Annotated in this window: 20 protein-coding genes; 11 read left to right on the forward strand and 9 right to left on the reverse strand. The window is 65.9% G+C overall.

Features of this window, described 5'->3' with window-relative positions; translation table 11 throughout:
* Positions 1 to 160 precede the first annotated feature (160 nt).
* Together SMA01S_RS03390 and SMA01S_RS03395 are read left to right on the forward strand one after the other, a co-directional pair.
* On the forward strand, positions 161 to 868 hold the full coding sequence (locus SMA01S_RS03390; protein WP_066817257.1) for a DUF3108 domain-containing protein: 708 nt from the start codon (positions 161 to 163) through the stop codon (positions 866 to 868).
* A gap of 371 nt (positions 869 to 1,239) precedes the next feature.
* Complete coding sequence (locus SMA01S_RS03395; protein ID WP_066817259.1) at positions 1,240 to 2,535, forward strand: glycine zipper 2TM domain-containing protein; 1,296 nt, start codon at positions 1,240 to 1,242, stop codon at positions 2,533 to 2,535.
* A 130-nt stretch (positions 2,536 to 2,665) separates the two neighbouring features.
* On the opposite strand, the gene SMA01S_RS03400 is transcribed toward SMA01S_RS03395, so the two are convergent.
* Positions 2,666 to 3,586, reverse strand: a complete 921-nt coding sequence (locus tag SMA01S_RS03400) for a Gfo/Idh/MocA family oxidoreductase (RefSeq protein WP_169804176.1) — start codon at positions 3,584 to 3,586, stop codon at positions 2,666 to 2,668.
* A 96-nt stretch (positions 3,587 to 3,682) separates the two neighbouring features.
* On the opposite strand from SMA01S_RS03400, the gene SMA01S_RS03405 reads away from it, so the two are divergent.
* Positions 3,683 to 5,356 (forward strand): tannase/feruloyl esterase family alpha/beta hydrolase, encoded by a 1,674-nt coding sequence (locus SMA01S_RS03405; protein WP_066817262.1) that lies wholly within the window; start codon positions 3,683 to 3,685, stop codon positions 5,354 to 5,356.
* 284 nt (positions 5,357 to 5,640) lie between these two features.
* Here SMA01S_RS03405 and SMA01S_RS03410 read toward each other — a convergent pair whose 3' ends face one another.
* Positions 5,641 to 6,822, reverse strand: coding sequence for a lactonase family protein (locus tag SMA01S_RS03410; protein WP_218016814.1), 1,182 nt, complete (start codon positions 6,820 to 6,822; stop codon positions 5,641 to 5,643).
* Positions 6,823 to 6,914: 92 nt separating this feature from the next.
* Here SMA01S_RS03410 and SMA01S_RS03415 point away from each other — a divergent pair, with 92 nt between their 5' ends.
* Positions 6,915 to 8,198 carry an MFS transporter gene (locus tag SMA01S_RS03415; RefSeq protein WP_218016815.1) on the forward strand — a complete coding sequence of 428 codons (1,284 nt, stop codon included), beginning with the start codon at positions 6,915 to 6,917 and terminating at the stop codon, positions 8,196 to 8,198.
* Positions 8,195 to 10,765, forward strand: a complete 2,571-nt coding sequence (gene acnA / locus SMA01S_RS03420; protein WP_066817272.1) for an aconitate hydratase AcnA — start codon at positions 8,195 to 8,197, stop codon at positions 10,763 to 10,765. The genes SMA01S_RS03415 and acnA overlap by 4 nt, the downstream gene beginning before the upstream one ends.
* Here the strand turns inward: acnA and SMA01S_RS03425 are convergent, their stop codons facing one another.
* Positions 10,766 to 11,782: an alpha/beta hydrolase gene (locus tag SMA01S_RS03425; protein WP_157093771.1), complete on the reverse strand. Its 1,017-nt coding sequence runs from the start codon at positions 11,780 to 11,782 to the stop codon at positions 10,766 to 10,768.
* 241 nt (positions 11,783 to 12,023) lie between these two features.
* Between SMA01S_RS03425 and SMA01S_RS03430 the strand changes: the two genes are divergently transcribed.
* Positions 12,024 to 12,386, forward strand: coding sequence for a hypothetical protein (locus tag SMA01S_RS03430; protein ID WP_157093772.1), 363 nt, complete (start codon positions 12,024 to 12,026; stop codon positions 12,384 to 12,386).
* A 40-nt stretch (positions 12,387 to 12,426) separates the two neighbouring features.
* On the opposite strand, the gene SMA01S_RS03435 is transcribed toward SMA01S_RS03430, so the two are convergent.
* The 4 genes from SMA01S_RS03435 to SMA01S_RS03450 form a co-directional block, all read right to left on the reverse strand.
* Positions 12,427 to 13,197, reverse strand: coding sequence for a hypothetical protein (locus SMA01S_RS03435; protein ID WP_157093773.1), 771 nt, complete (start codon positions 13,195 to 13,197; stop codon positions 12,427 to 12,429).
* A gap of 65 nt (positions 13,198 to 13,262) precedes the next feature.
* The gene (locus tag SMA01S_RS03440; protein WP_066817279.1) at positions 13,263 to 13,997 is read right to left on the reverse strand and encodes a COG4705 family protein; all 735 of its coding nucleotides are present in this window, start codon (positions 13,995 to 13,997) and stop codon (positions 13,263 to 13,265) included.
* A 33-nt stretch (positions 13,998 to 14,030) separates the two neighbouring features.
* Complete coding sequence (locus SMA01S_RS03445) at positions 14,031 to 15,398, reverse strand: sensor histidine kinase (protein ID WP_066817281.1); 1,368 nt, start codon at positions 15,396 to 15,398, stop codon at positions 14,031 to 14,033.
* 2 nt (positions 15,399 to 15,400) lie between these two features.
* On the reverse strand, positions 15,401 to 16,066 hold the full coding sequence (locus tag SMA01S_RS03450) for a response regulator transcription factor (protein ID WP_066817283.1): 666 nt from the start codon (positions 16,064 to 16,066) through the stop codon (positions 15,401 to 15,403).
* Between the two features lie 137 nt (positions 16,067 to 16,203).
* On the opposite strand from SMA01S_RS03450, the gene SMA01S_RS03455 reads away from it, so the two are divergent.
* From SMA01S_RS03455 to SMA01S_RS03465, 3 genes are read left to right on the forward strand one after another with little or no spacing between them, the layout of a single operon-like run.
* A complete protein-coding gene (locus SMA01S_RS03455; RefSeq protein WP_066817285.1) occupies positions 16,204 to 17,547 on the forward strand; it encodes a TolC family protein in 1,344 nt (447 codons plus the stop codon).
* Positions 17,544 to 18,569, forward strand: a complete 1,026-nt coding sequence (locus SMA01S_RS03460) for an efflux RND transporter periplasmic adaptor subunit (RefSeq protein ID WP_066817287.1) — start codon at positions 17,544 to 17,546, stop codon at positions 18,567 to 18,569. The genes SMA01S_RS03455 and SMA01S_RS03460 overlap by 4 nt, the downstream gene beginning before the upstream one ends.
* Positions 18,566 to 21,616, forward strand: a complete 3,051-nt coding sequence (locus SMA01S_RS03465) for an efflux RND transporter permease subunit (RefSeq protein ID WP_066817289.1) — start codon at positions 18,566 to 18,568, stop codon at positions 21,614 to 21,616. Before SMA01S_RS03460 ends, SMA01S_RS03465 begins: the two co-directional genes overlap by 4 nt.
* 226 nt (positions 21,617 to 21,842) lie before the next feature.
* On the opposite strand, the gene SMA01S_RS03470 is transcribed toward SMA01S_RS03465, so the two are convergent.
* A complete protein-coding gene (locus SMA01S_RS03470) occupies positions 21,843 to 22,283 on the reverse strand; it encodes a VOC family protein (protein ID WP_066817291.1) in 441 nt (146 codons plus the stop codon).
* A gap of 216 nt (positions 22,284 to 22,499) precedes the next feature.
* Positions 22,500 to 23,255 carry a hypothetical protein gene (locus tag SMA01S_RS03475; RefSeq protein ID WP_066817293.1) on the reverse strand — a complete coding sequence of 252 codons (756 nt, stop codon included), beginning with the start codon at positions 23,253 to 23,255 and terminating at the stop codon, positions 22,500 to 22,502.
* Between the two features lie 140 nt (positions 23,256 to 23,395).
* Here SMA01S_RS03475 and SMA01S_RS03480 point away from each other — a divergent pair, with 140 nt between their 5' ends.
* Both SMA01S_RS03480 and SMA01S_RS03485 read left to right on the forward strand, forming a co-directional pair.
* Entirely contained in the window at positions 23,396 to 24,193 is a 798-nt protein-coding gene (locus SMA01S_RS03480; RefSeq protein WP_066817295.1) for a HipA family kinase, read from the forward strand.
* Positions 24,187 to 25,047 (forward strand): DUF3037 domain-containing protein, encoded by an 861-nt coding sequence (locus tag SMA01S_RS03485; RefSeq protein WP_066817296.1) that lies wholly within the window; start codon positions 24,187 to 24,189, stop codon positions 25,045 to 25,047. The genes SMA01S_RS03480 and SMA01S_RS03485 overlap by 7 nt, the downstream gene beginning before the upstream one ends.
* Positions 25,048 to 25,203: the final 156 nt, after the last annotated feature.

Genomic DNA, 25,203 nt, shown 5'->3' on the forward strand with positions numbered 1-25,203 from the left:
GCTGATGAAGCTCTGCCGATCCACGCCCGCAGAACGGGACATTGCTGATGCAGGCTAGCGGATGTGAAGACGCGATCGCTCATCTCGCCAGCAATTGACGGTGCTATATTTGACCAATACACCGAGCGTTTGATCGAACGGAGTCAGCACTGTGAAAGCGATGGTCTTACTGGTTGCGCTGCTCGGCTCCGGCGCGGCGACGCCGAAGATGGAAGGGGCGCGGCTGCGGCCAGGCTCGGCCTGCTATACGATCGTCGCCGGGGACAAGGTGGTCGGCACCACCTGGCAGACGATCACCGCCTCCACCGCACAAAACAAGCCGGTGTGGGACGTGGTGGTGCATCAAAAGCTCGCCGGCGGGAAGTTCGACATGCGCGATCACTTCGTGCTCGATCGCACCACGCTCCTGCCGATCCGCATGGACAGCAAGCGCGGCATTGAGCGCTCCGAGCGCGGATGGCACCGCATCGACCTTTCTTATGCCCAGGGTCGCATCACCGGGACGCAGGAGAGCGCCAGTGGCTCCAAAGCTGTCGATGTGCCGCTGACCGGCGCCACCTGGGATGGTAACCTTTGGGGAGTGACATTCGCTGCGCTGCCTCTGCGTGACGGCGCAAGCTTCCAGCTACCGTTCTGGCAGTATGACAAGGGTTTTGGGACATTCACCGTCAAGGTCGTCGGCCGCCAGGATGTCGATACGCCGGCGGGACGGGTTGGGGCATGGCTGCTCGACGCCGGCCCCGATGCCGCACATCCCTATCGCTATCTGATCAGCCGGCGCACGCGGCAGGAACTCGGCTACAGCGCGGAGGGGGGCAGTCAGCGTCTGACCGGCACATGCCCCTCGGAAGCCGCACCGCCTTCATAGGCGAGCATGAGAACGCCCACCGGTTTAGCGGTCCATCAGCGCGGAACGGCCGTGCATTGCCAAACGGCAGCTATCGTCGTCAGCCCCTAACCCGGTCCGTCGGCTTCCGCTCAATCGCGGATGTAGCGGTCTATCAATTCACGACCTAGCCGATATGGCGGTTTTTCGCCTTACCCTAGTATAAATTTATAAATACCCCCAATTTATCCGCAAGAAATCCTCCATTATTTCTTGATAATATTCTAGTGTACATAACACTTTATCTTACTTCTGAAATTAACCTACATATTTTATTTGATACATGGAACATAATTCTCGACAGATCGTTGGCCGTATCGAGAACAGAACCATTCGGTTCCAGGAGCTCCTTCATGCGTAAACATCTGTTCGTGGCGAGCATCGCCGCGGTCACCCTTATTCCTTCAATCGCCAGTGCGCGGACCCGGTCCGAAGCGACCTGCGAGCAGCAAAGCACGACGCAAGTCGTCGCTACCGTCGCCGGCGCCGGGGTCGGCGGAGTCCTCGGCAACGTCGTCGCGGGCCGTGGAGACAAGACGTTGGGCACCGTGATCGGCGCCGCAGCCGGCGCTCTCGCCGGCAACCAACTCGCCAAGCCGAACCGCGAGTGCAAGCATGCCTATGGCTATTACGACGAGCGTAATCGCTGGCACGCCACCGGTATCAGCTCGGCGGACGCGCGCGGCTATTATGACCGCAATGGCGGCTGGGTCGATGGCGCGCCCAATGGCCGTTATGGCGACGACAACCGTTGGATCAGCAGCAACGCATCGGCCGGCGGGTACGGCAATTATCTTGCGGGCGGCGAATGGGTTCCAGCCTCGGCCGAGGGCTATTACGACCGCGACGACCAGTGGGTGAGCGTTTCTCCCGGCGCTGTCGGCACCCGGTCCGCCCGCCGCGCGGACGCTTATGGCTATTACGACACGCAGGGCCAGTGGCACGCCAGCTCGATCGCGCAGGGTCGCGCGACCGGCTATTACGACCGCAACAACACCTGGGTCTCCGGCGCGCCGAACGGCTATTATGACGAGCGTCGCAACTGGGTCCCGCAGCGTGCGGACGGCTCGGCGAGCGGCAGCTACGACAGCCAGAACCGCTGGATTCCGGCCTCGTCGAACGGCTATTATGACGAGCGCGACCAGTGGGTCGCGGGCACGGCGAGCGGGCATTACGATGCCAACGGGCGCTGGACCGCCGGTGTCACGATCGGTCATTACGACACACGCGGCCGCTGGGTCGCCGGCCAGGCCAGTGGCCATCGCGACGCCACGGGAATGTGGGTCGCCGACCCCCAGCCGGGCCATTACGACAATCGCCGCCGCTGGCATGCGGGCGAAACCTCGGGCTATTACGACAGCCGCGGACGTTGGATCGCAACCGGGGCCGGGACGAGCGACTATGGGCGCGAGCGTCCGGCGATTCTCTCGCAGATCGCCACGCTCGACCAGTTGCTCGACACCGCGCGGTCGCAGCGCTCGCTGAGCAATCGCCAGGCCTCTGGTTATCAGCGCGAGCTCTACGCCCTTCGCACCAGTGAGCGATCGATGACCCATGATCGCAGGGGCCACGTGTCCGCTCGCGACGAAGCCAGGCTGCAAGTGCGGATCGATAGTCTGAACAGCCGACTGCGGAACGCAGCTCGGTAAGCGACGAGACGCGGATTGACAGTCACCAGGGAACCGGCGGAGCGATCCGCCGGTTCCTGACTTGCGTCCGCTCGCAAAGGATCGCGAAAGGCCCTTTGCCGATGCCGCCTCGATTTCGATGAGCCACGGCCTAGCCGGGAGCGAGCACGCCCCACACCGCGCCCGCAATCGCCGCATCCTGAACCGGCAATCCAGTCAGGTCGGCAACCACGATCTCATCACTGGCAAAAGCGCGCGGGTTGGCGAGCAACTCGCCCAGCGGAATGATCGCCTCCGCTACGAGCAGGCCATCGCGCACTGCCCAGCCCGCCTCGCCATTCTCCAGGCATTTGTCGATCGAATCCGCAATCACCGTCGCACGGCCCAGGATGCGCGGGTCGAGCTCGCGCTTGCCGCCGCCGTCCGATCCGACCGCGACGATCCGCGCGCCGGGACGCACCCACGCGTCATCGATCAGCCATTCGGTGGCGGGCGTCGTCGTGACCACCAGGTCGGATGCGCGCACGAGATCGGCGAGGTCATCGCACGCCTCGCCGCCAATCCCGGCCGCCAATGCCTGCGCCTTGGCTGGATCGCGGCCCCAGATCAGCACGCGATCGGCACCGATATGGCGGCGGATCATCTCCGCCTGCATCCGCGCCTGGATGCCGGCGCCGACGATCCCCAGCGTCCCGCCTTTATAGCCAATCGCCCGCGCGGCGATCGCGCCCGCCATCGCGGTACGCACATCGGTCAGCCAGCCGCCGTCGGCGAATAGCGCCAACGCCTCGCCGGTCGTCGCGCTCATCACTGCCGAAAATCCCTGGCTCGACGACAGTCCCTTGGCGGGATTGCCGTAGAAGCTCGCCGACACCTTGAGCGCGAACACGTCCTCGCCCGCGAGATGCGCAACCTTCACATGCGCGTCGCCTGGCGCCGGAAAGCTGAAATGTCCGGCATCGCCGCTTTGCGCGCGGCCCGCCGCGAAGGCGATGATCGCGCGCTCGACCGCGGCCATCGCGGCGCTCTCATCAAGCGCCGCGACAATCTCCTCGCGCGTGAAAATTCGCATTCCGCTGCCTCCGCCCATAGTCGATCTCATATTTGATATTGTTTTTTCGATCATAAAGAGACATTCTGATGATTGCCAGCCTCAAGGGAGACAATCATGGTCGCACGTCGGACGCTTCAACGCTTGGCGGCAGCCCTGTCGGCATCGGCGGCGACCATCGCACTGGCGCCCGCCGCCCAGGCCGCGCCCGATTCCTGCGGCGCGCTCAAGAAGCTTGCCATCCCCCATGTCCAGATTCTGATCGCGACTCCGGTCAATGGGACCTTCACCGAGGACATGGTCGTCGAGCGCGGGCCGCGCACGTACACCGGGCTCAAGCCCTTTTGCCGCGTGCGCGGGATCAGCCGCCCGGTCAGAGGGTCGGAGATCGGGTTCGAAATCTGGCTGCCCGCACGCAGCAGCTGGTCGGGCCGCCTGCATATGATCGGCAACGGCGCCTACGTGTCGAACATGCAATACAAGCAGATGATCCCGCGGCTCGACGACGGCGACGTCGCGGTCGGGACCGATACCGGGCATATCGGTACCGACCTCAAATTCGGCTGGAAGCACCCCGAAAAGATCAAGGATTTCGGCTATCGCGCGGTCCATGAATCGGTGGTCGCGGCCAAGGCTGTCACCCGCGCTTATTACAGCCGCCCGGCGCGCTGGTCTTATTTCAGCGGATGTTCGACCGGCGGCTATCAGGGCCTCGCCTCGGCGCAACGCTATCCGCGCGATTTCGACGGCATCATCGCCGGCGCGCCGGGCAACAACCGCACCAGCCTGACCATGGCGTTCCTGTGGAACTATCTCGCCAACCATCGGCCCGGCGACGACCGCCGTCCGATCCTGGCGGCGAGCGACCTGCTGCTGATCAACCGCTCCGCGGTCGCCGCCTGCGACAAGCTCGACGGCGTCGAGGACGGGGTGATTTCCGACCCCCGGCAGTGCGCGTTCAGACCGGCGCAATTGCTGTGCCGCCCCGGTGCGCAACCCGGCACCTGCCTGAGCCAGGAACAGGTCACAGCCGCCGACAAGATTTATGCCGGCCCGCGCGATGCCCGCACCGGCAAGGCGATCTATCCGGGCTATCCAGTCGGCACCGAGGGCGTGATGTCGGGCCCCAACGACAAGCATCCCGGCTGGACCGGCTATTGGTCCGAATCCGACAATCCGGCCGAACCGTCGCGCGCCGACATGTTCAAATATTGGGTGTTCGATAACCCCGAGTGGAATTGGTGGAGCTTCAACTGGGGCAGCGACGTCGACACGATGCGCGCGCGGCTCGGCCCGATCTTCGACGCCAACGATTCCAACCTGTCGCCGTTCGCCCGCGCCGGCGGCAAATTGATCATGTTCATGGGCTGGCAGGATCCGGTCGGCACGCCGCTCGAGGCGATCAATTATTATCGCGCGGTCGAGGGCCATGCCGGCGGACTTGCCGCGACCCAGGCATTCGCGCGGCTGTTCATGGTGCCCGGCATGGATCATTGCGCGGGCGGCCCAGGCGCGACCAATTTCTCGACCGCGACGCGCGATTCGACGCCGCCGGTGCGCGATGCCGAGCACGACATGACGCTCGCGCTTTATGCCTGGGTCGAGAAAGCGCGCGCGCCGCAGAGCCTGATCGCGACTCGTTATGCCTCGGGGAACGAAGACACCCCGCCCGCCAGGCGCGCGATCGACTTCCAGCGCCCGATCTGCGCCTGGCCGAAACAGCCGGTCTATCGCGCTGGGGATACCAAGCTGGCGTCGAGTTTCGTCTGCGCGGTGCCGGAAAAGCCCTGACCGCAGCCCCCGCTCCCAACCGTCATCCCCCGCGCCAAGGCAGGTCTATCGCGCATGGAACTCGGGCTACGAACCGGGCCATTCGCTTTCGTTTCATCCTTCGTCACCCCGGCCTTGTGCCGGGGTCCAACCCTCCACAACGGAATCCGTACGTGGTTGCTCGTTGGATGCCGGAACAAGTCCGGCATGACGGTTGAACTCGATTATGCGGCTATATCCTCAGCCCAATTCATAGGCGATTGCCCTGGCGCAAGCGGCCTCACTCCAACGCCCTCCCTGGTATCCTACCCGCTGAACACGATCGAGGTCGGACTGCCGGTCTCGGCGACGACGACCGGGTCACGCGGCATGCCGTCGACGCCGATCGCGAAGCGGACGATATTGTGCCCCTCTTCATTGGCGACGGCCATGGCGCGGCCATTGTCGATCAGCGCGAAGAAGCGCGGCGTCTTTCCCCCGGCAGGAACCGAACCCCTCCACTCCAGCCGGCCGTTCGCGCGGTCGATCGCGAAGACGGCGACGGTATCGGCGCCACGGTTGGAGGCATAGAGGTAGCGCCCGTCGAGCGACACCGCGATCTCCGAGCCGCGGCTGTTGCCGGTGAATTCCTCCGACAGCGCGGACAGGACCTGGAACGGTTTGAGCGCGCCCGACTGGCGATCGAAAAGATAGGCGACGACGGTCGAATCGAGTTCGTTGACGACATAAGCGTACGGGACGGTCGGGTGAAAGGCGACGTGGCGCGGCCCCGACGTCTCGCGCGCCGGCGTCGCTGCCGCCTCGTGCAGCTTGCCAGCGGCGTCGATGGTGAAGACCAGCACACGGTCGCAGCCTTTGTCCGGCACGACGATGAACCGGCCGCTCGGATCGAACTCGACCTGGTGTGGCTTGGGAAAGGGTTGCTCGATGCGATGCGGACCGATCTTGCCGTCGAACGACACGACATCGACCGGCGCGCCCAGGCTTCCGTCTTCGTGGATCGGCAAGCTGGCGATGCCCGACTTCACGCCATCGGCAACGACATGGTTGGCAACCACCATGAAGCGATTGGTCGGATCGGGCGTCAGATGCACCGGATTACGGCCGCCGGTGGTGACCCGGTTGAGGAAGGTCAGCTGGCCCGATGCCGGGTCGATCCGAAATGCGCTCGCCTCGCTACCGTCGCCGTGGACGGTGTAGAGGAAGCGGCGAGTTCGATCGAAGGCGAGATAGGATGGGTTGACCAGGTCGCCGACCAATTGGACGCGCGTCCAGGCACCGTCCGCGCCGATCCGATAGACCGAGATGCCGTCGCCCCGGGCATTGCGCTCACGGCTGGTGCGGCACCCGACATAAGCAAAACCCGGCATCGATCCTCCCCCGACCGCCCATGCGGCCTCGCTTCCCATTGCAATCCCAGCGGCCAGTCCGGCCACCACCGTCCGTCGCGATGCGCGCCAGGCGGGCGGTGCGGACTTGGATTGCATCGACGTACCTCCGTCTCGAGATAGGTAATCCTTGCTCTTTGTATTTCTGAATGTCAAAGAACATATTTATGGAGAGCAGCGCACCCCCGCCCGTGACCGAGACCGACGACCGCAGGATCATGCGCCGGGTGTTCTGGCGGATCGTGCCGCTGTGTTTCGTGCTCTACATCGTGTCCTATATCGACCGCGCGAACATCGGCTACGCCGCGCTCCAGATGAATGCCGAACTGCGGATTTCGGACGAGGCGTTCGGCTTCGCCGCGGGCATCTTCTTCATCGGCTATTTCCTGTTCGAAGTGCCGAGCAACATGCTGATGGCCCGCTACGGCCCGCGCATCTGGATCGCGCGCATCCTGATCGGCATGGGTGTGGTGTCGATGGCCACCGCCTTCGTGCAATCGACCTCGCAGCTCTATGGCCTCCGCTTCCTGCTCGGTGTCGCCGAAGCGGGCTATTTCCCCGCGATCATCATCTATCTGACCGCCTGGTTCCGCGCCCGCGAACAGGCGACGGTAGTGGCGATGTTCACCGCGGCGATCCCGGTATCCTACATCATCGGCACCCCGGTCAGCACCTGGATCATCGATCACGTCCAGGGGCTGGGCCTGACCGGGTGGCGCTGGATGTTCCTGATCGAGGGGCTCCCTGCGGTGATCGGCGGGCTGTTCACCTATCGCTTGCTGGTCGACCGCCCGGCCAATGCGCGTTGGCTTACTCCCGCCGAGCGCGACTGGCTGGAAGCGGAAATCGCGCGCGAGCATGCGGCAACCGGGGTGCGCCATCTCAATACCTGGCGCGCGATTACCGAACCGCGCGTATTGTATCTAGCGGCGATCTATTTCGTCTATCAGGCGGGCAGCCTCGGCGTCGGCTATTGGCTGCCCCAGATCGTCAAGCATTCGGGCAAGTCGCTCAGCAATGTCGAGACCGGGCTGATCGCCACCCTGCCCTATATCGTCGCGACGATCGGCATGGTGCTGTGGTCGCGGCGGTCGGACCGCACCGGCGAGCGGCGTTTTCATACCGCCTGGCCGCTGCTGCTGGCGGGCGCGACCCTGGGCGGCGTCGCCTGGGTTGCGGGTCCGATACCGGCGACCATCCTGCTCGCGGCGGCGCTGACCGGTTTCTATGCGTTCAAGGCGCCGTTCTGGACCCTGCCCGGCATGTTCCTGTCGCGCGCCAGCGCCGCGGTATCGATCGCCGCGATCAACTCGATCGGCAATCTCGGCGGGTTCGTCGGGCCCTATGTCGTCGGCGTCGTCGCCAAGGCCAGCGGCAAGCCCGCGACCGGGCTGGTGTTCCTGGCCGGGCTCACCTTGGTCGCGTTCGTGATGGTGCTCGCCGCGCCGCTGGCCTCGCGCAAGGAGTCCGCATGACCGTCCCGACACGCGCGCTGGCCAGCAACGGCGCCAGCTACACGATCGTCGATCTCGCCGCGCTCGACCTGGCCAAACTGCCGGTCGTCCATCGTATCCTGATCGAGAATTTGCTGCGGCGAAGCGGTGACGATCCGGCGACGATCGCGCTGGTCGAGCAGTGGATCGCGCAAGGCACGAGCGATGCCGAAATCGCCTTCTGGCCCGGCCGGGTGATGATGCACGACACGACCTGCGGCCCTGCTTTGGTCGACATCGCCGCCGCGCGCCAGGCGCTGGCCGATGCCGGCGGCGACCCCAATGCGCTCAACCCCGTGCTTCCCGTCAACGTCTCGACCGATCACAGCCTGGCGGTCGATTTTTACGGACACGGCGACGCCGCGGCGCGCAACATGGCGCGCGAATTGGAGCGCAATGCCGAGCGCTACAGCTTCATGAAATGGGCCTCAGCGACGCTCGGCAATTTCACGGTGCATCCGCCCGGCACCGGCATCATGCACACGATCAACCTCGAGCAACTGGCGACCATCGCCACCAGCGAGGAGCGCGACGGCACGTGCTGGGCGATGCCCGACACGCTGATCGGCACTGACAGCCATACGCCGATGATCAACGGAATCGGCGTGCTCGGCTGGGGCGTCGGCGGGCTCGAAGCCGAGAGCGTGATGTTCGGCATGCCGGTGATGATGCGCGTCCCCGAAGTGGTCGGAGTACGGCTGACCGGACGGCTGCGAGAGGGCGTGACCGCGACCGATTTGGCCTTGGTCGTCACGCATCGCCTGCGCCGGATCGAGCTGGCCGGCCGCTTCGTTGAGTTCTTCGGCCCCGGCGTCGCGACCTTGTCGGCGGGGGACCGTTCGGTCGTCGCCAATATGGCGCCCGAATATGGATCGTCGACCGGCTATTTCCCGATCGACGATGCGACCCTCGATTACCTCCGCCAGACCGGACGGAGCGAGGCGCAGATCGCGCTGGTTGGCGATTATGCGCGCGCGACCGGATTGTGGTTCGAACCGGACGCCTGGCCGACTTATGCCGAGACGGTTGAGATCGATCTGTCCGCGATCGGCATCTCGCTCGCCGGTCCGCGTCGTCCGCAGGATCTCGTCGCGACCGCCGACGTGCCTGACTTGCTCGGCGCGGGCCCGGCGACGGACATGCCCGAACGGCCGGTGGCGATCGCGGCGATCACCAGTTGCACCAACACCTCCGATCCGCGCCAATTGCTCGCTGCGGGCCTGGTCGCACGCAAGGCCCGCGCGCTGGGGCTGACGCCGCCCGATTGGGTCAAGACCAGCCTGGCGCCGGGATCGCCGAGTGCCGAGCGGTTGCTCGCCCGCGCGGGCCTGCTCGACGATCTCGAGGCGATCGGCTTCGCGATCGTCGGCTATGGCTGCACGGTATGTATCGGCAATTCGGGCAGACTGGCCGAACCGATGCTGCGGGCGATCGAGGCCGGCAGCGCACGTCCGGTCGGCATCCTGTCGGGCAACCGCAATTTCCCCGGGCGAGTCCACCCGCAGATCGAGGATGCCTTTCTCGCCTCGCCGGCGCTCACCGTCGCCTACGCTATGGCCGGCGACGCCGCGATCGACATCGCCCACGACGCGATCGGCTACGATGCCGACGGCGCCCCAGTCACGCTCGACCGGCTGTGGCCGAGCGGCGCCGAGATCGATGCCGCCGCGGCGATCGCGATCCGGCCGGAAGATTATGCCGCAGCGTTCGCGGCCGCCGAGGCGAGCGAAGCCTGGGCGGCACTGCCCGCTCCCGACACCGCGCTCTATCCCTGGCATCCCGGCTCGACCTATCTGCGCCCGCCGCCCTTTGCGCGGATCGAGCGCGACGATCGGCTGGGTCATTATTCGGCAGCACCCTTGATCGTGCTTGGCGACGACGTGACCACCGATCACATCTCCCCCGCCGGCGCGATCCCGGTGGATAGCGACGCGGCGCGCTGGCTGATCGACCATGGCGCCGACCCGGCCGATCTCAACGTCTTCTCGTCGCGGCGCGGCAATTGGGAAGTGATGCTGCGCGGACTGTTCACCAACCGCACCGTCCGCAACCTGCTCGGCGAAGCAATCCCGCCGGGCAGCACCATCATGGCGATAGGCGGCACGCCGCTGCCGTTGTGGCGCGCGGCGGCGCGTTATGCCGAGACCGGCCAGGCGGTGGTGATCGTCGCCGGCGAGCGATACGGCATGGGGTCGTCGCGCGATTGGGCGGCGAAGGGCGCGAGCCTGCTCGGCGCGCGCGCGGTGCTGGCGGCAAGCTTCGAGCGGATCCATCGCTCGAACCTGGTCAATATGGGCATCCTGCCGCTGCGCCTCCCCGCCGACCGCCATCCCTCGACACTGGCATTGGCGCCTGAAGACCGGATCGAGATCGAGGCGCCCGCGGACACGCTCACCCCGCGCGCGATCGTGCCGGTCGCGATCCATCGCCGCGACGGCGGCGTCGAGCGGTTCGACGCCGCGGCCCAGGTCGAGACCGCGCTCGAATTGTCGGTGCTCCGCGCCGGCGGCATCATCCCGCTGATCCTGCAGGCGACGCATCGCCGCTGATCAGCGCTTCGACAGCCGATCGAAAAAGGCGAAGGTGCGATCGAGCGCCATCAGGCTGTCGCGCTTCGTCGCCTCAGGCGTGGCATCGACGAAGCCATGATTGGCGCCGGCCACCGGCACGAATTCGACCGAGGCGCCCGCCGCTTTCATCTTCCCCGCCATGGCTTCGCTCTGCCCGAACGCGACTTCTTCATCGGCAGTACCGTGGATCAGCAGCAGCGGCGGCGTCTCGCGCTTGACGTAGCTGATCGGGCTCGCGGCGGCGGCCGTATCGCGGCACGCCGCCGGATCGCACCCCAGCAAGCCGGTCAGCGTCTTCGCATTGAGCGCCGTCCCGCCGCCCAGCGGAAAATCGAAAGCGCCGTACCAGAGCGCCGCGCCCTGCACGCAATCCGACTGCGGCAAGGGCTTCGCGGTCTTGGCTTGTGATCCAGGCAACCGCCCGGTCGATGCCGGCGGATCGAACGCAGCCACCCCGCACGTCACCGTCGCCAGCCCGGCCAGATGTCCGCCCGCCGACCCTCCCCACAGATAGACGCGCGCCGGATCGATCCCATAATCGCCCGCCCGGCTGCGCAGGAACCGGATCGCCGCTTTCACGTCCTGAACCGGCGCCGGAAATTTCGCCTCGCCGCTCAACCGGTAATCGACCGACGCGACGACATAGCCGCGCGCCGCCAGCATCGCGAGCACGCCCGGCCAGTCGGCAAACGCCCCCGACTGCCGCGCATCGCCCCGGCTCCAGCCACCGCCGTGCACCCAGATGACGAGCGGGCGCGGCCTCGCCGTTGCATGATCGGTATGGAGATAGAGGTCGAGCTGAAGCGGCCGATACCCGACATAATTGGCATATTCGACATGCCCCCGCGCGACGATCCCGCCAGGATAAGGGGCTTCGACCGTCGGGAAGGTATCGTCGCGCACCGACTTGGCAGAGATCGCCGGCACTTTCGCCGCATCCGCCGCCGCGACGCCGGCGCTAGCCGTTAAAGCCAATGCCAGGAGCCACCGCCGCATATCGATCACCTCGCCCTCAATCCTACATTGCACTAATACGAGCAATAATACGATCTGCAAACATGTCGTCAGCGCAGGGTTCGTTCGGCAGCGAAAACGATCACGGTAGCGGCTCGTAGCGTTAAACGACCTAGGACGTAGACGTATAAAGCGGCCGGTTGGCTATCGACCCAATTGCGAACACGCCACTATTGCGTAGACGTGCGGAATGCGAACTCACCCGACCAACATCATTTCTGCGATGCTTGAGATGCTCGCAGTCTTCCAAAATGTGTGCAGGGACACGAGCACCCTACGGCGGCTAAGCGAGATGGCTTCAGATCGAGGGAAGTGGGAGCGGGGGAAGGCGCTTTTCGACGACATCCGGCAAAAAACCTTGAAAGCGGAAAAGCGCGGCGATCAGTTGGCTCTGGCGCAATATGCATTCGAGGAAGTGTGCGCCAAGACGCTCTACAATCTCAGGCATCCTCCCGCACCGTTTGATCCTGATTCAGCATTTTGGATCATCCCGCTTGCCATCGTTTTAGGACGTGGAGTGGGACTGACGGAGCCGTCGCAGGTTAGTTCGCTGCTGAAAATGCCGACATCGGATAATGGCAGCTAACCACCCGATCCCAGCCGCCCCGCGCCCATGGACCCAAGACTCAATGCGCGATCAGTTCGGCGATGCTGTTCTCGCTTTCGCTGCGGATGCCGGCCTTCTTGTCGCTCCACGCCTTCCACACCGGGTCGTTGCGCAATTTGTCGCGAACGCTCGCGGTGATCTGCTGGCGTTTCCCGAAGGCCGCCAGCCCACGATAATGCTGGATGAACAGCGAATCCCACGGCGATCCGGTGCCATAGCGGTTCATGTAGATCTCGTACCCGCGCAGCGCGCCGGTCTCGATCCAGCCGTCGAATTGCGGCAGCACATAGCCCTTTACATAATCGCGATATTCGCCCTCGTTCCGATATTCATACGGGATGACGTAATAGACCTCGCCGTCCTTGAGGTCGTCGGGGTTGCGCGACCAGGCAAGGTCACTCGAATAGCTCGCGACCGGATCGGCCAGCGCCAGTCCCGGGGCGTCGAGCCCGCCCGGTTCGCTGCGCTCGAGCGCGTTCCACCCGCTCACCGCGGCGAAGGTCGGGAAGCGCAGGATGACCAGCCCGTCCCACACCGCCGGCTGGCGATACCAGCTGTAGAAGATGCGGAAATCGGCGATCTGTCCCTTGGCTTTCATCGCCCGCAGCCGCGGCGCGAGATTGGTCGCTAGATAGCGGCGAAAGGCTACGCGATGCTCGGCGCTGGCGCGATAGCTGATCACCAGCGACTTGGGCCCATCATTGAGCTCGTCCTGCGCGGCGGCCGGCGCAGCGAGCGGCAGGAAAGCCAAAGCGACGAAGAGCGTCTTGAGAAGGAAGCGACCGGACATGCTCGTGACCCCTTTGGTGGGAAGAGGCCGGCCCCGCAGGAGCCGGCCGAGAGAGACGTTGAAAGTCACACGCGGATCGGAACGGGCGCCCCGCCCCTGCGCGGCCACAGCAGCAGGATCAGCACGAAGATCGATCCGGTGATCAAGGTCGACAGCGGCAGCCCGATGCCGAGCGACGGGGTCTCGGCGAGCCAGTCACCCATTGCGGTGCCCGCCGTGCGCGCGACCGCGAGCGCGATCCAGTAGAACCAGAAACGGTTGCCGCTGTCGCGCCGCCACGCGACCAGGGCGACGATCAGCAATGCGCCGAGGCTGAGCGAGGCGAACCCCTTGCCGATCAGCTTCGAGCAGACATCGCCGATGAAGGTGCCGAACACGCCCGCGCTCAGCATCGCCAGCCAGTACGCCGTGCCGGTCGCGGGCATGCCCCGCGCCTCGGATTCGGTTTCGCGCTTGGCATCGCTGCGCGAGGAGAGCCAGGCGAACCCGGCGAGCAACGCGGTCAGGATCGCGGCGAACAGCGGCCAGTAGATGATCTTCTTGAAATAGTCGGCGATGTTGGTCGCGCCGGTGCGGATGATGATGATCACCAGCCAGTAGAAGACTTCGCGCGGACCATGGTCGCGCCGCTCGACCACGAATACGCCGGCGGCAAGCAGCGCGAGGAGCGAGGTGCCGAGCAGAATCCCGAACTTGAGCTCGTGTGAGTAGAGATCGCCCATGTTCGTGCCGAACAGGCTGGCGAAGGTGATTGCCGACCAATAGCGCGCGTTGACCTTCGGAATATGGGCAATCTGCATGGGAGCTCCTTGAGGGGGAAAGGCGCGTGCCGATCAGCTCGGTTCGGCGCGGGTGAGGAGAGTGTCGGGCCAGCTGAGCGTGACGCGCAGGCCGCGTTCGGGCGCATCGCCGAGCACGATCGTGCCCCCGGTCGCCTCGACCAGGTCGGCGACGATCGACAGGCCAAGCCCATGCCCGGCGCCGGTTTCGTCGAGCCGAACGCCGCGGCGAAGCACGCCGTCGCGCTGGTCGGCGGGAATGCCGGGGCCGTCATCGTCGACCGTGAAGCTCAATCGCCCGGCGTCGTGCACGGCATCGACGCGAACGACACGGCGGGCATGGCGCGCGGCATTGTCGAGCAGATTGCCGAAAATCTCCGCGAAACTGGCGGCGTCGATGCCGATTTCCCAGTCGGCGGGAATATCAGCGTCGAACACCAGGCTCATGCCGCGATCGGTGCGTTCGAGCACCGCGAACAGGCCCTCGATCAGCGCCGCCGGCCGCGTCGCGGCCACCCCCTCGCCTACCCGGCTGGCGGCGGCGCGTGCGCGCGCGAGTTCGGATTCCAGCACCGCGGCGGTGGCGCTCAACGTCTGGTCGATCGCGTCGGCGGCGGCGATGGCACCGGCCGCGCGCGCCACCCGGCTCTGCGCGGCGAGCGCGGCGAGCGGGGTCTTGAGCGCATGGGCAAGGTCAGCCGCGCGGCGACGCGCGCGCCCGAGATCGTCGCTGCGCGCATCGGCGAGCGCGTTGATCGCCTGCACCAGGCCGTGGATCTCGCGCGGGTGATCCTCCGATAGGCGTTGCGCGGGATTGCGCTCCATCGCCGCGAGTTCGCGGCGGACGCGACGCAACGGCCACAAGCCGAGTTCGACCTGGGCCCAGGCCGCCAGCCCCAGCGCAGCGCCGAGCGCGAGCAGGAACATCCCCATTTCTTGCGCGAACGCGGCGCCCGCGCGATCGATCGGCTCGTCATCCTCTCCGACACGCACGATCACCGGCGTCCCGCCGACCGACACGCGCCGCTCGACGAGGATGAGATCCTGTTCATAGGGCCCGGGGATTTCGGTTTCCCGCCAGCCAGTACCGGCCGGTTTGCCCACAGCTTTGCCCTCGGCCAAGAACTTGCCCGCTAGCGACGCCGATCCGGCGATGCTGGCGGGTGCGCGGATCTCCCAATAGAGCCCGCTCGCGCGGCGCCGGAACCGCGCGTCGAGATCGACCGAATTGACCGTCGGCCGGCCTGCCGCATCGACCTGCACCGCCGCGGCGACGACATTGCCTTCGCGCACCAAGGCGTCGGCCATGCGTCGTTCGGTATAATGTTCGAACAACAGGCCCATGGCGTGCCAGGCCGCCCATAGAGCGACGGCGATCGCCAGCGCGGCGAACGCGATCAGGCGCAGACGGAGCGAGCGCATGCTCAGCTCGCCCCGCCGGTCAGGCGATAGCCGAAGCCGCGCCGCGTCTCGATACTGTCGCTGCCGATCTTGCGCCTCAGCCGCATGATCAAGGCCTCGATCGCATTGACGTCGCCAATCTCCGACGTGCCGTAGAGATGGTCGGCGATTTCCCCCACCGCGATCGTGCGGTCGGCTTGGTGGGCGAGGAAATTGATCAGGCGAAATTCGAGCGGCGAGACGCGCGTCTCGACATCGCGCACCAGCAGGCGGCGATTGCGCGTATCGACCTTGAGCCGCCCGATTTCGAGCACTGGCGCGGCATGGCCGCCGGCTCGGCGCAACAGCGCGCGCGCGCGCGTCACCAATTCGCCGAGCTGGAACGGCTTGGCGAGATAATCGTCCGCCCCCGCCTCGATCCCCTCGACCTTCTCGGTCCAGTCGCCGCGCGCCGACAGGATCAGCACCGGCATGGTCCGCCCCGACGCGCGCCAGCGGCGCAGCACCGTCAGTCCGTCGAGCCCCGGCAAGCCGAGGTCGAGCACGACGATGGCATAATCCTCGGTATCGCCGGCGAACCAGGCGTCGGGGCCATTGGTGATGCGGTCGACCACCAAACCGGCATCGGCCAGGCCGTTTTCGACGTCGATCCCGATATCGGGATCGTCCTCGACCACCAGCGCGCGCATCAGCGCCGCTCCTCAGGATGATGCCCTTCGATCGTCATCAAGGCCTCCTATGCGCCCGGTTCGCTGACACTCGGCTGACAGATTGTATTTTCGCGTTCGTCAGGACCGTGTCAGTAGAGATTTGCTAGGGAGGAGTCATGTTGCAATCGCTCGCCCCCCGTTCCGGCCCGGCGCTCGCCCTGCTTCTTCTGGCCGGATGCGCTTCCTATACGCCGCGGCCGCTCGCGACGACGCCGTCGGACAGCGACATCGCTGCGCTGAGTCGCGACGCCGCGACGATCGACCGGCCCTATCTCAAGCCGGCCAATGTCGATCTCGCGGCACCGCTCGACGACAATGCCCTTGCGGTGATCGCGGTGCTCAACAACCCCGATCTCAAGGCGATGCGCACCAAGGCCGGCGTCGCCGACGCCCAGGTGTTCTCCGCGCGCCTGTTGCCCGATCCGACCTTCAGCCTGGGCCTGGGCGGTATCCTGTCGGGGCCGGATCCGTTCAGCGAGATCGCCAGCGGGCTGGGCCTGGACCTCAATGCCCTGCGTACCGGCAAGGTTCGCCGTCAGGCGGCCGAGGCGCAAGCCAAGCAGGTGCGGCTCGATCTCGCCTGGGCCGAATGGCAGACCGCGGGGCAAGCGCGGCTGCAGGCGGTGCGCATCCGCCGACTCCAGGGCGCGATCGATCTGCTCCGGATCGACGATGCCGAAGCTCAATCATTGCTCGCGCGCAATCTGCGCGCGGCGGCGCGCGGCGATGTCGCCTCGACCAGCGTCGAGGCGGTGCGGACTGACGCGGTCGCCACCGCCGACAAATTGCGCACCGCCGAGCACGATCTCGACGCCGCGCGGCTCGAGCTGGTCAAGTTGCTCGGCCTGCCGCCCGAAACCCAGTTGCGGCTAGCCCCCAGCGTCGACGACGCCCCCGCGCTCGATCCCGCCAGGCTGACGCAGATCGCGCTCAACAATCGCCTCGATCTGCAGGCGTTGCGCGCCGGCTATGACGCACAGGAAGCCGCGGTGCACAAGGCGATCCTCGATCAATTCCCCAGCCTCGCGCTCAACCTCAATTTCACTCGCGACACCGGCGGCAACAACATCCTGGGGCCGACGGTCGACTTCACCTTGCCGGTATGGAACCGCAATCGTGGCGGGATCGCGGTCGAGCGCGCGACGCGCGAGCAGCTCAAGGCCGAATATGATGCCCGCCTGTTCCAGACCCGCGCCGACATCGCCGCCGCGGCGAGCGCGGTGAGCTTGGCGCGGCGCCAGCGCGACGCGGTGCGAGCACAGCTGCCCGAGCTCGACCGGCTCGCGCGCGTCAGTCGCGCCGCCGCCGCGCGTGGTGATGTGTCGCGCGCCACCGCCGAAACCGCCGAGGGCGCGTTGCGCGACAAAAGGGTCGAGCTGGCGACCGCGGACCAGACGATCGACGAAGCGATGATTGCGCTCGAATTGCTGACGGGCGTGCCCAGGGAGGATTGGAAATGAAGGCCGGACTGGCATTGACCCTGGCGATCCTGCTCGCCGCCTGCGGTGCGGGCGAGGATGCCGCCGATGGCGAGGCCAAGCCCGTCGCTTTGGTCGCGCTCGCGCCCGCGCAACAGGGCACGGTCGACGAGACGCTGACCGTCTATGGCGCGGTCGAAGCCGGCGCGATGGGCAAGCATGTGCTGGCGGCCCCGGCCGAAGCGACCGTCGTCGCGATCGAAGCGCCGGTCGGCACCAAGGTTGGTGCTGGGCAAGTGATCGTCCGCCTCGCCCCCAGTCCGACCAGCAAGCTCGACTACGCCAAGGCGGCGACCGACGCTGCGACGGCGCAAGCCGCTTACGCCCGCGCGCAACGCCTCCGCGCCGATGGTTTGGTCAGCGACGCCGATGTCGAGACCGCCCGCGCCGCGGCACAGAGCGCGAGCACGACCCGCGCCAGCCTGGGTGCCCGCAATGGCGCGCTGACCTTGCGCGCGCCGACCGCCGGTTTCGTCGAGAGCGTTGCTTCTGCCCCCGGCGATCTCGTCGCGGCCGGCACCGCGGTCGCCTCGATCGCCGGCTCGGGCAATCTGCGCGCGCGCTTCGGCCTCGACCCGTCACAGGCGTCACGGATCAGGCCCGGTATGGTGATCCGCGTGACTCCGCCGAGCGGCGTGCCATTCTCCGCACCGGTGCTGTCTGTCGATCCGGTGGTCGACCCGACCACACGGCTCGCCTCGCTGTTCATCAACGTGCCGCCGGGCTCCGGAATCGGCACCAATTCCGCGCTCAACGGCCAGCTCGATCTGGGCAGCAATGGCGGCGGCGCGGCGCTGACCATTCCCTATGGCGCGCTGCTCGACGATGCCGGCCAGCCTTTTGTCTTCGTCGTCAGCAAGGGCGTCGCGCATCGCCGCGATGTCGAGACCGGCCCGGTCAGCGGCGACCGCGTGGTCATCGTCAATGGCGTGAAGCCCGGCGATCAGGTCGTGACCGAGGGCGGCACCGCGCTGGAAGACGGCATGCAGGTGCGGACCAAATGAGCGCCGCACTCTCGCGCCACGCGCGGTCGATCTGGCTCGCGGTCGCGCTGCTGACTCTCGGTGGCCTGCTCGCCGCGACCAAGCTGCCGGTCAGCCTGTTCCCGCATATCGATTATCCGCGCGTCGTCGTCGCGGTCGATGCCGGCGATCGCGACGCTGCGCAGATGGCGGCGGAGATTACCCGCCCGATCGAGGTCGCGTTGCGCGCCGTCCCCGGCGTGACGCGCATCCGCTCGACCACCAGCCGGGGATCGGCCGAAGTCGCGCTCAATTTCGACTGGGGCGACGACATGGCCCAGGCTACGCTCGCGACGCAGGGTGCGATCGCGACGATCCTGCCCGATCTGCCCGCGGGTACGCGGTTCGAGGTCCGCCGTTCGGACCCGACGATTTTCCCGGTGCTCGGTATCGCGTTGACCTCGGACAATCTCGACCAGCAGGCGCTGCGTCAGATCGCCGAACTCAAGGTGCTGCCAGCGCTGTCGACCGTCCCCGGAGTCGCCGGCGTCGATGTGCTCGGCGGATCCCCGCGCGAATTCGCGGTCGATGTGGATCCCGGCCGCCTCCAGGCGCTCGGCCTGACCTTGCCCGATGTCGCCACCGCAATCGGCAAGGCCAATAGCGTGCGCGGCGTCGGCAAGATGGAGGACCGCCACCGGCTCTACCTCGTGCTGGTCGAGAACCGCGTCGCCTCGGCCGCCGATATCGCCGCGATCCCGGTCAAGTCGGGCCAGACCAGCGGTGCCGGCCTCGTCACGCTCGGCCAGGTCGCGCACATCCATCCCGCCGCGGCGCCCGATTTCACCAAGGTCACCTCGAACGGCCGCAACGCCGTGTTGGTCAATGTCCGCCAGGCGCTGACTGGCGACACCGTCACGATCGTCAAGGCGGTCGACGCGCGACTGAAACAGGCCGGCCTGCCGCCCAGCGTCAAGGCGACTCCCTTCTACGACCAGTCCGAACTCGTCACCGGCGCCGCCGATGCGGTGCGCGACGCGATCATCCTGGGCGCGATCCTCGCCGGCCTCGTCTTGTTCCTGTTCCTGCGCTCGGGTCGGTTGATGCTGATCACCGGACTGATGCTGCCCGCCGTGCTCGCCGCAACCTGCCTCGCCTTGTTCGCGCTCCACATGAGCTTCAACATGATGACCCTGGGCGGCATGGCTGCCGCGGTCGGGCTCGTCGTCGACGACGCGGTGGTGATGCTCGAACATGTCATGCGCCGGATGCAGGAAGGCCGCGCGACGACGCCGCCGACGCTGCTCGAGGCCGCCGCCGAAATGGGCCGTCCGCTGGTCGGGTCGACCATGGCGACGATCATCGTGTTCCTACCATTGGCCTTCGTCAGTGGAGTTACCGGCGGCTTCTTCCAGGCGCTCGCGGTGACGATGGTCGCAGCGCTCGCCGTGTCGCTGCTCTACGCCCGCTACGTCATCCCGCTGATCGCCGCGCACTGGCTGCGCGACAAGGACGCCGAGGCAGCCGAGCGTGCCGACGGGTTCATGGCGCGGCTGAGCAAATGGTACGCTGCTGCCGGCGACGGCGCCTTCAAGCGCCCGGCGCTGTTCGCCGGGATCGTCGCCGCCGCGCTCGTCGTGCTTGGCGTCCTGGCCTGGAGCCATGTCCCGTCGGGCTTCATGCCGGCGATGGACGAAGGCGGCTTCGTGCTCGACTACAAGGCGCAATCGGGCGCCAGCCTGGAGGATACCGACCGTCTGCTCCGCCAGGTCGAGGACATCATCCGCGCCACCCCCGAAGTCGCCAGCTATTCGCGCCGCACCGGCCTCCAGCTCGGCGGCGGCCTGACCGAGGCCGACGAAGGCGATTACTTCATCCGATTGAAGGGCGGATCGCGCCGGCCGATCGAAGACGTGATGGCCGATATCCGCCAGCAGGTCGCGGCCAAGGTGCCGGGGCTCGAGGTCGAACTGATCCAGTTGATGGAGGACCTGATCGGCGACCTCACCGCGGTGCCCGAGCCGATCGAGGTCAAATTGTTCGGCGACGATCCCAAGCAGCTCGCCGATGCCGCCGCCAAGGTCGGCGGGGCGATCGGCAAGATCGACGGCGTGGTCGAAGTGGTCGACGGCCTGCGCGTCGCCGGCGATGCCGTCAGCGTGCGCGTCGATCCCGGCGCCGCCGCGCAACAAGGCCTCGACCCTGATGCGGTGGCGAGCCAGGTCGAGGCTTTGGTCGGCGGGTCGGCCGCGACCAATGTCCGCGCCGGGGAGCAACTGGTCGGCGTCCGCGTCCGCGCGCCCGAGGAATTGCGCCGCCGCACCGACCAGATCGCCGCGCTGGTGCTGACCGCGCCCGACGGCCATGCCGTCCGGCTGGGCGCGATCGCGAAAGTCTCGATCGACCCCGGCCAGCAGCAATTGACCCGAGAGGATCTCGCGCCGTTCATCGCCGTGACCGCGCGGCTCGAAGGACGCGACCTCGGCTCCGGCATGCGCGACGTGAAGGCGACCGTCGACGGCCTCCACCTGCCCGCCTCGGTCCGCGTCGATTATGGCGGCCTCTATGCCGAACAGCAGAAGAGCTTCGCCGACCTCAGCCTGGTCTTCGCAGCCGCCGTCCTGCTCACCGCCTTGCTGCTGACCTTGTTGTTCGAGCGCCTCGCCTGGACCGGCGCGGCGCTGGCGACGGTCCTGCTGTCCGCCGCCGCGGTGCTCGCCGGATTGTGGGCGACCGGGATCGAGCTCAACATCTCGGCGCTGATGGGCCTGACCATGGTGGTCGGGATGGTCACCGAACTCGTCATCTTCTTCCTGGCGGAAATCGATCGCGACGCCGCGCTGACGCTGGAGGCGTTGCGCGAGGCCGGGGCCAAAAGGCTGCGGCCGATCCTGATGTCAGCGCTCATCGCCGTGCTGACCCTGGCGCCACTGGCGATGGGCGTGAGCCGCGGCGCGGGGCTGCAACAGCCGCTGGCGACGGCGATCATCTTCGGGCTGGTCGCCGCCGTGCCGCTGGTGCTGCTGTTCCTGCCGGCCGCCTTGTGGTCGATCGCGAACGTGCGGCGGCGGGATGTCCGGGCGGCGTGATCGATAGCGGTGCCCTCACCTCGTCATGCCGGGCTTGTCCCGGCATCCAACGTTCCGCAACGGCTGGAGTCCGTTTGGGAGGCTTGGACCCCAGACCAAGTCCAGAGTGACCGGGGAAGTTGGGAGCGATCTAGGCGGTGAAGCCATAAACGCCCGCATAAGTACAAGGGCTGAGCGGCTGAAAATGAGTGGAAAGCGGTAGGACCGCTCCTACGGTGCAGCCTTCCTAAACCGCCACTGGGTTCGCCCCATCGCGTCGCACGGCTTGATGGAATGTAAGGCCATAGCCGTCCGGGTCGGTCATCGAAAAACCGAGCATTCCGTACCTGGTTATCTCGGGCGGGTCTGCCTTTACGCCCCGAGCCGTGAACTCTTCGTGCAAGGCGCGCGCATCGTCACAATCGAAATAAAGGCGCGTGTGCCGGGTTCCTTGCCACCGCGGCTCATGCCGATCGGGCGGCCGCTCATTGGAGTCATATGCCGTATTGAGCATAATTTCCGCCCGACCCCGGCCAAGTCGTACGAAATGCGAAAAACGGCCTTCGTTCGTGTCCACCTCTGGGGAAGCGAAGAGCACTGTGAAGCCAAGTTGATCGCGGTAAAATGAAACCGACGAGATCATGTCGAAGACCTCGAAATAAGGCGCAACACCATTCAGCTCGGGCATCGTCCCAATCTCCAGCCTGCTCCTTACAAGCAGCTCTGTCGGTTATGATAGTCGAGCCTAAGCGTCGGCAGCTCGAACGGCAAGGATTGGGTCGGGAGCCGCCATGCGAGCCGCTTTGGATGGTTCGTCAGCAAGGCGCCCTATATCCGGTCGTTCAATGTGGGCAGCGGAAGTCCCACAAGCGGATGTTCCCGCTGTCGTTCGCCGGACCGTAGCCTACATACCGCCGACGCCCTTGCCAGGCTCAACAACGTCGAAAGCTAGCATTTTGTCGTCCTTGAAGTAACCTCGCATGGCGTCGCGATAACGAGGCAGCAAGCCCTTTGCCATCTCGTCATTTCTAGCGAGATGTTCGCGCAGCTGCTGCGCCGCGGACTCGAGCTCAACCGCCCGGGGCGTATATTTCGCCATCTGTTCACCGGTCAGTATTGTAGTGCCAATCGAACCGTCCATTTGCGCGCCCAATTGATCGCCCAGATCCCGGCGACGGCTCGAATAGTCTTTTAGAGAACCTTCGCTCGCCGCAAGTCGCTCGGCTAGCAACATCATCTCGTTCCCCAACCCGACATCTCCGGTCGCGAAAACGAGCGCGATTTCACCCGATTCGAACTTGGTCGGCGCGTCACTAAACCCGGTCATAGGCAGCAGTTTTTGCCACAGGGCGGCTTTTTTAAGGCCGCGCGCTTCAGCGCTGCCGATGGTTTCCTCCACTTGGTGATGCAGCGTCGCCGCCCCATTCAGAATTTGGACGAGCTTGACCATACCGCGGAAGGCGGTGGCCCGCTCCTCGGCCGTTCGAGCGGCGGTGTCTCGGGCCAACGTATCTTTGGCGCTGCGTCTTGCTAGAATGAAGGCGGGGATCGCGGCTCCAGCGGCACCCAAAACCGCGCCTAGGGCGGCGGGCACCAGCTCCCACCAGCGATCGCTGGTGGCCTCCTGGATAACTCGAATTACCAGCTGTTCTTTCGACATTTGTGCCCCGCCACGCTTCTCGCAGGCAAGCTGCCCGGTTGATAGCCTACGCGCAACTTGGCCTGCTAACGGTCCTTTGTCGCTCTCGTTGGCGCTCGAGTAAATTGGACAGGACCACGATCGGCAGGTAAGCACGGCCGGTGCTTGGCCAGCTGACCCCGCTCGAATTCATTCAGCAGGCGCCGACCGGAAAGACGCAGCCGGCCTTCGTTTTGTGCGAAGACGAAAATGACGTCGAGATTGAGGTCGTACTCAAACTGCCGGCGGGCTCGGAGCGCGGTGCCGCGGGTCTGGCGATGGAAGGCTTCGTGGCGTGCGTCGCGGCCGATCTCGGACTGCGCGTCCCGCAACCTTATCTCGTCCATCTCGACCCTGACTGGATCAGCGCGGTCGCGGTAGCGAACCCGGGCTGGGCGGCAAGGGCCAATGCCGGACCAGCCACGGCATTCGGCTCGCGCCGCTTACCGGACGGCTATACGACCTGGATCGCCAGCGCGCCGCTGACCGGTGGGATACCCGATCTTGCCGCGGCAATCCTCGTTTTCGATGCTATCGCGAAGAATGCCGATCGCCGCCCGGAAAATCCGAATTGCCTTCGAGCCGGCGACGAGCTGCGGATCATCGATCACGAATTGTGCTTTCCAGAGTTCCTGCTCGGATTGGGCGATGCGTGGGTCGTTGGCGGTCTTCAGTCTCTAGCAACGCCTGGATGGCATATTTTTCGCGATGCGCTGCGCGGAAAGGACATGAATTGGGAGCCAGTGGTGACGGCGTGGGGACACCTTTCCGATGAGGCGCTCGCCCAATATGGCGACAGCGTCACGGCGCCCTGGCCGGCCGGGGCGGCGGCGATCGCGAGCGCTATCGACAGGCTGCGCACGGCGCGCGATAACATTGCTGCTTGCGTCGCAGAGGTGCAAAGGGTGCTGAAATGCTGAAGCGCCAATATTCTTGTACGGTGTTGCGATACCTTCACGACCCCTCGACTTTCGAGTTCGTGAACGTTGGCGTCGTCATGCTATGCCCGGCTACCTCCAACGAGAATGCAGTGCTGCTGGGGAGAACGCGGACCACCGTCGGCCGCATTCACGATTTCTTCCCGCTGGATCACAATGCATTTCGCGAAACGATGCGGACCGTGAATCGGCTCTTACAGCGGGTGGCGAAAACTGTCTCCGAAGAACGGCTGTTTAGGACGTCCGAGACAGCGCTGGACGTGGCGCGCTCGGTCATTCCCTCAGATTCAAGTTCGCTCCAGTGGTCGCCCCAGATTACGGGCTTGACCGACAATCCCGAAAAGACCTTCGAGAGCGTCTTTCGAAGGATGGTGACCAAATACGACGCCAAGGCGCAGCCGCGTCGCTCCGACGAGGAGATATGGAAGCCGGTCCGCCTGGAGCTGGAGCAGCGGCAACTGCCGGTGACGCTGGAGCCCAAGGTAGTCGTCGGCGGCGACGATCGCATCGAGTTTCAGCACGGATGGAAAAACGGCGCGTGGCATGTCTACGAACCCGTGTCGCTTGATCTGGCCGACGCGGAAGGGATTTACCGCAAGGCCCACCGGTGGCTCGGGCAACTCGCCTCGGTGCTCCCGGAAGCGGCCGAAGCGGTGCATCCTTATTTTATCGTCGGCGCGCCCTCCGACACAAGTCTCGATGGTGCTTATCGCCGTGCGTTGAAAATCCTGAAAAAGTCGCCCGGACCAATCGAAATCTTCGAAGAGTCGGATGTCGGCGCGCTGGTCGACCGCATCGAAACCGATATGCGTTTCCATTCGTCGGGCCGGTCCTGAACATTCTGCTATTGTGATTCCCGGCGCTGCCGGGTCGCAACTCTGGAGTGCCGCGGCGGCCCGAAAGAATGTCGTTTTCGATAACTACGAGCGCGCCAATCTGACAGAGAACGTCCTAACCCCGCACGATCCGTGGTCGTGAGATCACGAACCGGC

The sequence above is a fragment of the Sphingomonas mali NBRC 15500 genome, assembly GCF_001598415.1.
Classification (GTDB): domain Bacteria; phylum Pseudomonadota; class Alphaproteobacteria; order Sphingomonadales; family Sphingomonadaceae; genus Sphingomonas; species Sphingomonas mali.

Bases quoted from the DNA above. Each gene is read 5' to 3' on its own strand.
- SMA01S_RS03410 (WP_218016814.1), bottom strand. From the start codon at position 6,822: ATGCAATCCAAGTCCGCACCGCCCGCCTGGCGCGCATCGCGACGGACG.
- SMA01S_RS03435 (WP_157093773.1), bottom strand. From the start codon at position 13,197: ATGTCCGGTCGCTTCCTTCTCAAGACGCTCTTCGTCGCTTTGGCTTTC.
- SMA01S_RS03445 (WP_066817281.1), bottom strand. From the start codon at position 15,398: ATGCGCTCGCTCCGTCTGCGCCTGATCGCGTTCGCCGCGCTGGCGATC.
- SMA01S_RS03460 (WP_066817287.1), top strand. From the start codon at position 17,544: ATGAAGGCCGGACTGGCATTGACCCTGGCGATCCTGCTCGCCGCCTGC.
- SMA01S_RS03440 (WP_066817279.1), bottom strand. From the start codon at position 13,997: ATGCAGATTGCCCATATTCCGAAGGTCAACGCGCGCTATTGGTCGGCA.
- SMA01S_RS03390 (WP_066817257.1), top strand. From the start codon at position 161: ATGGTCTTACTGGTTGCGCTGCTCGGCTCCGGCGCGGCGACGCCGAAG.
- SMA01S_RS03430 (WP_157093772.1), top strand. From the start codon at position 12,024: ATGCTTGAGATGCTCGCAGTCTTCCAAAATGTGTGCAGGGACACGAGC.
- SMA01S_RS03395 (WP_066817259.1), top strand. From the start codon at position 1,240: ATGCGTAAACATCTGTTCGTGGCGAGCATCGCCGCGGTCACCCTTATT.
- SMA01S_RS03405 (WP_066817262.1), top strand. From the start codon at position 3,683: ATGGTCGCACGTCGGACGCTTCAACGCTTGGCGGCAGCCCTGTCGGCA.
- SMA01S_RS03475 (WP_066817293.1), bottom strand. From the start codon at position 23,255: ATGTCGAAAGAACAGCTGGTAATTCGAGTTATCCAGGAGGCCACCAGC.
- SMA01S_RS03470 (WP_066817291.1), bottom strand. From the start codon at position 22,283: ATGCCCGAGCTGAATGGTGTTGCGCCTTATTTCGAGGTCTTCGACATG.
- acnA (WP_066817272.1), top strand. From the start codon at position 8,195: ATGACCGTCCCGACACGCGCGCTGGCCAGCAACGGCGCCAGCTACACG.
- SMA01S_RS03465 (WP_066817289.1), top strand. From the start codon at position 18,566: ATGAGCGCCGCACTCTCGCGCCACGCGCGGTCGATCTGGCTCGCGGTC.
- SMA01S_RS03455 (WP_066817285.1), top strand. From the start codon at position 16,204: ATGTTGCAATCGCTCGCCCCCCGTTCCGGCCCGGCGCTCGCCCTGCTT.
- SMA01S_RS03400 (WP_169804176.1), bottom strand. From the start codon at position 3,586: ATGCGAATTTTCACGCGCGAGGAGATTGTCGCGGCGCTTGATGAGAGC.
- SMA01S_RS03425 (WP_157093771.1), bottom strand. From the start codon at position 11,782: ATGCGGCGGTGGCTCCTGGCATTGGCTTTAACGGCTAGCGCCGGCGTC.
- SMA01S_RS03485 (WP_066817296.1), top strand. From the start codon at position 24,187: ATGCTGAAGCGCCAATATTCTTGTACGGTGTTGCGATACCTTCACGAC.
- SMA01S_RS03450 (WP_066817283.1), bottom strand. From the start codon at position 16,066: ATGCGCGCGCTGGTGGTCGAGGACGATCCCGATATCGGGATCGACGTC.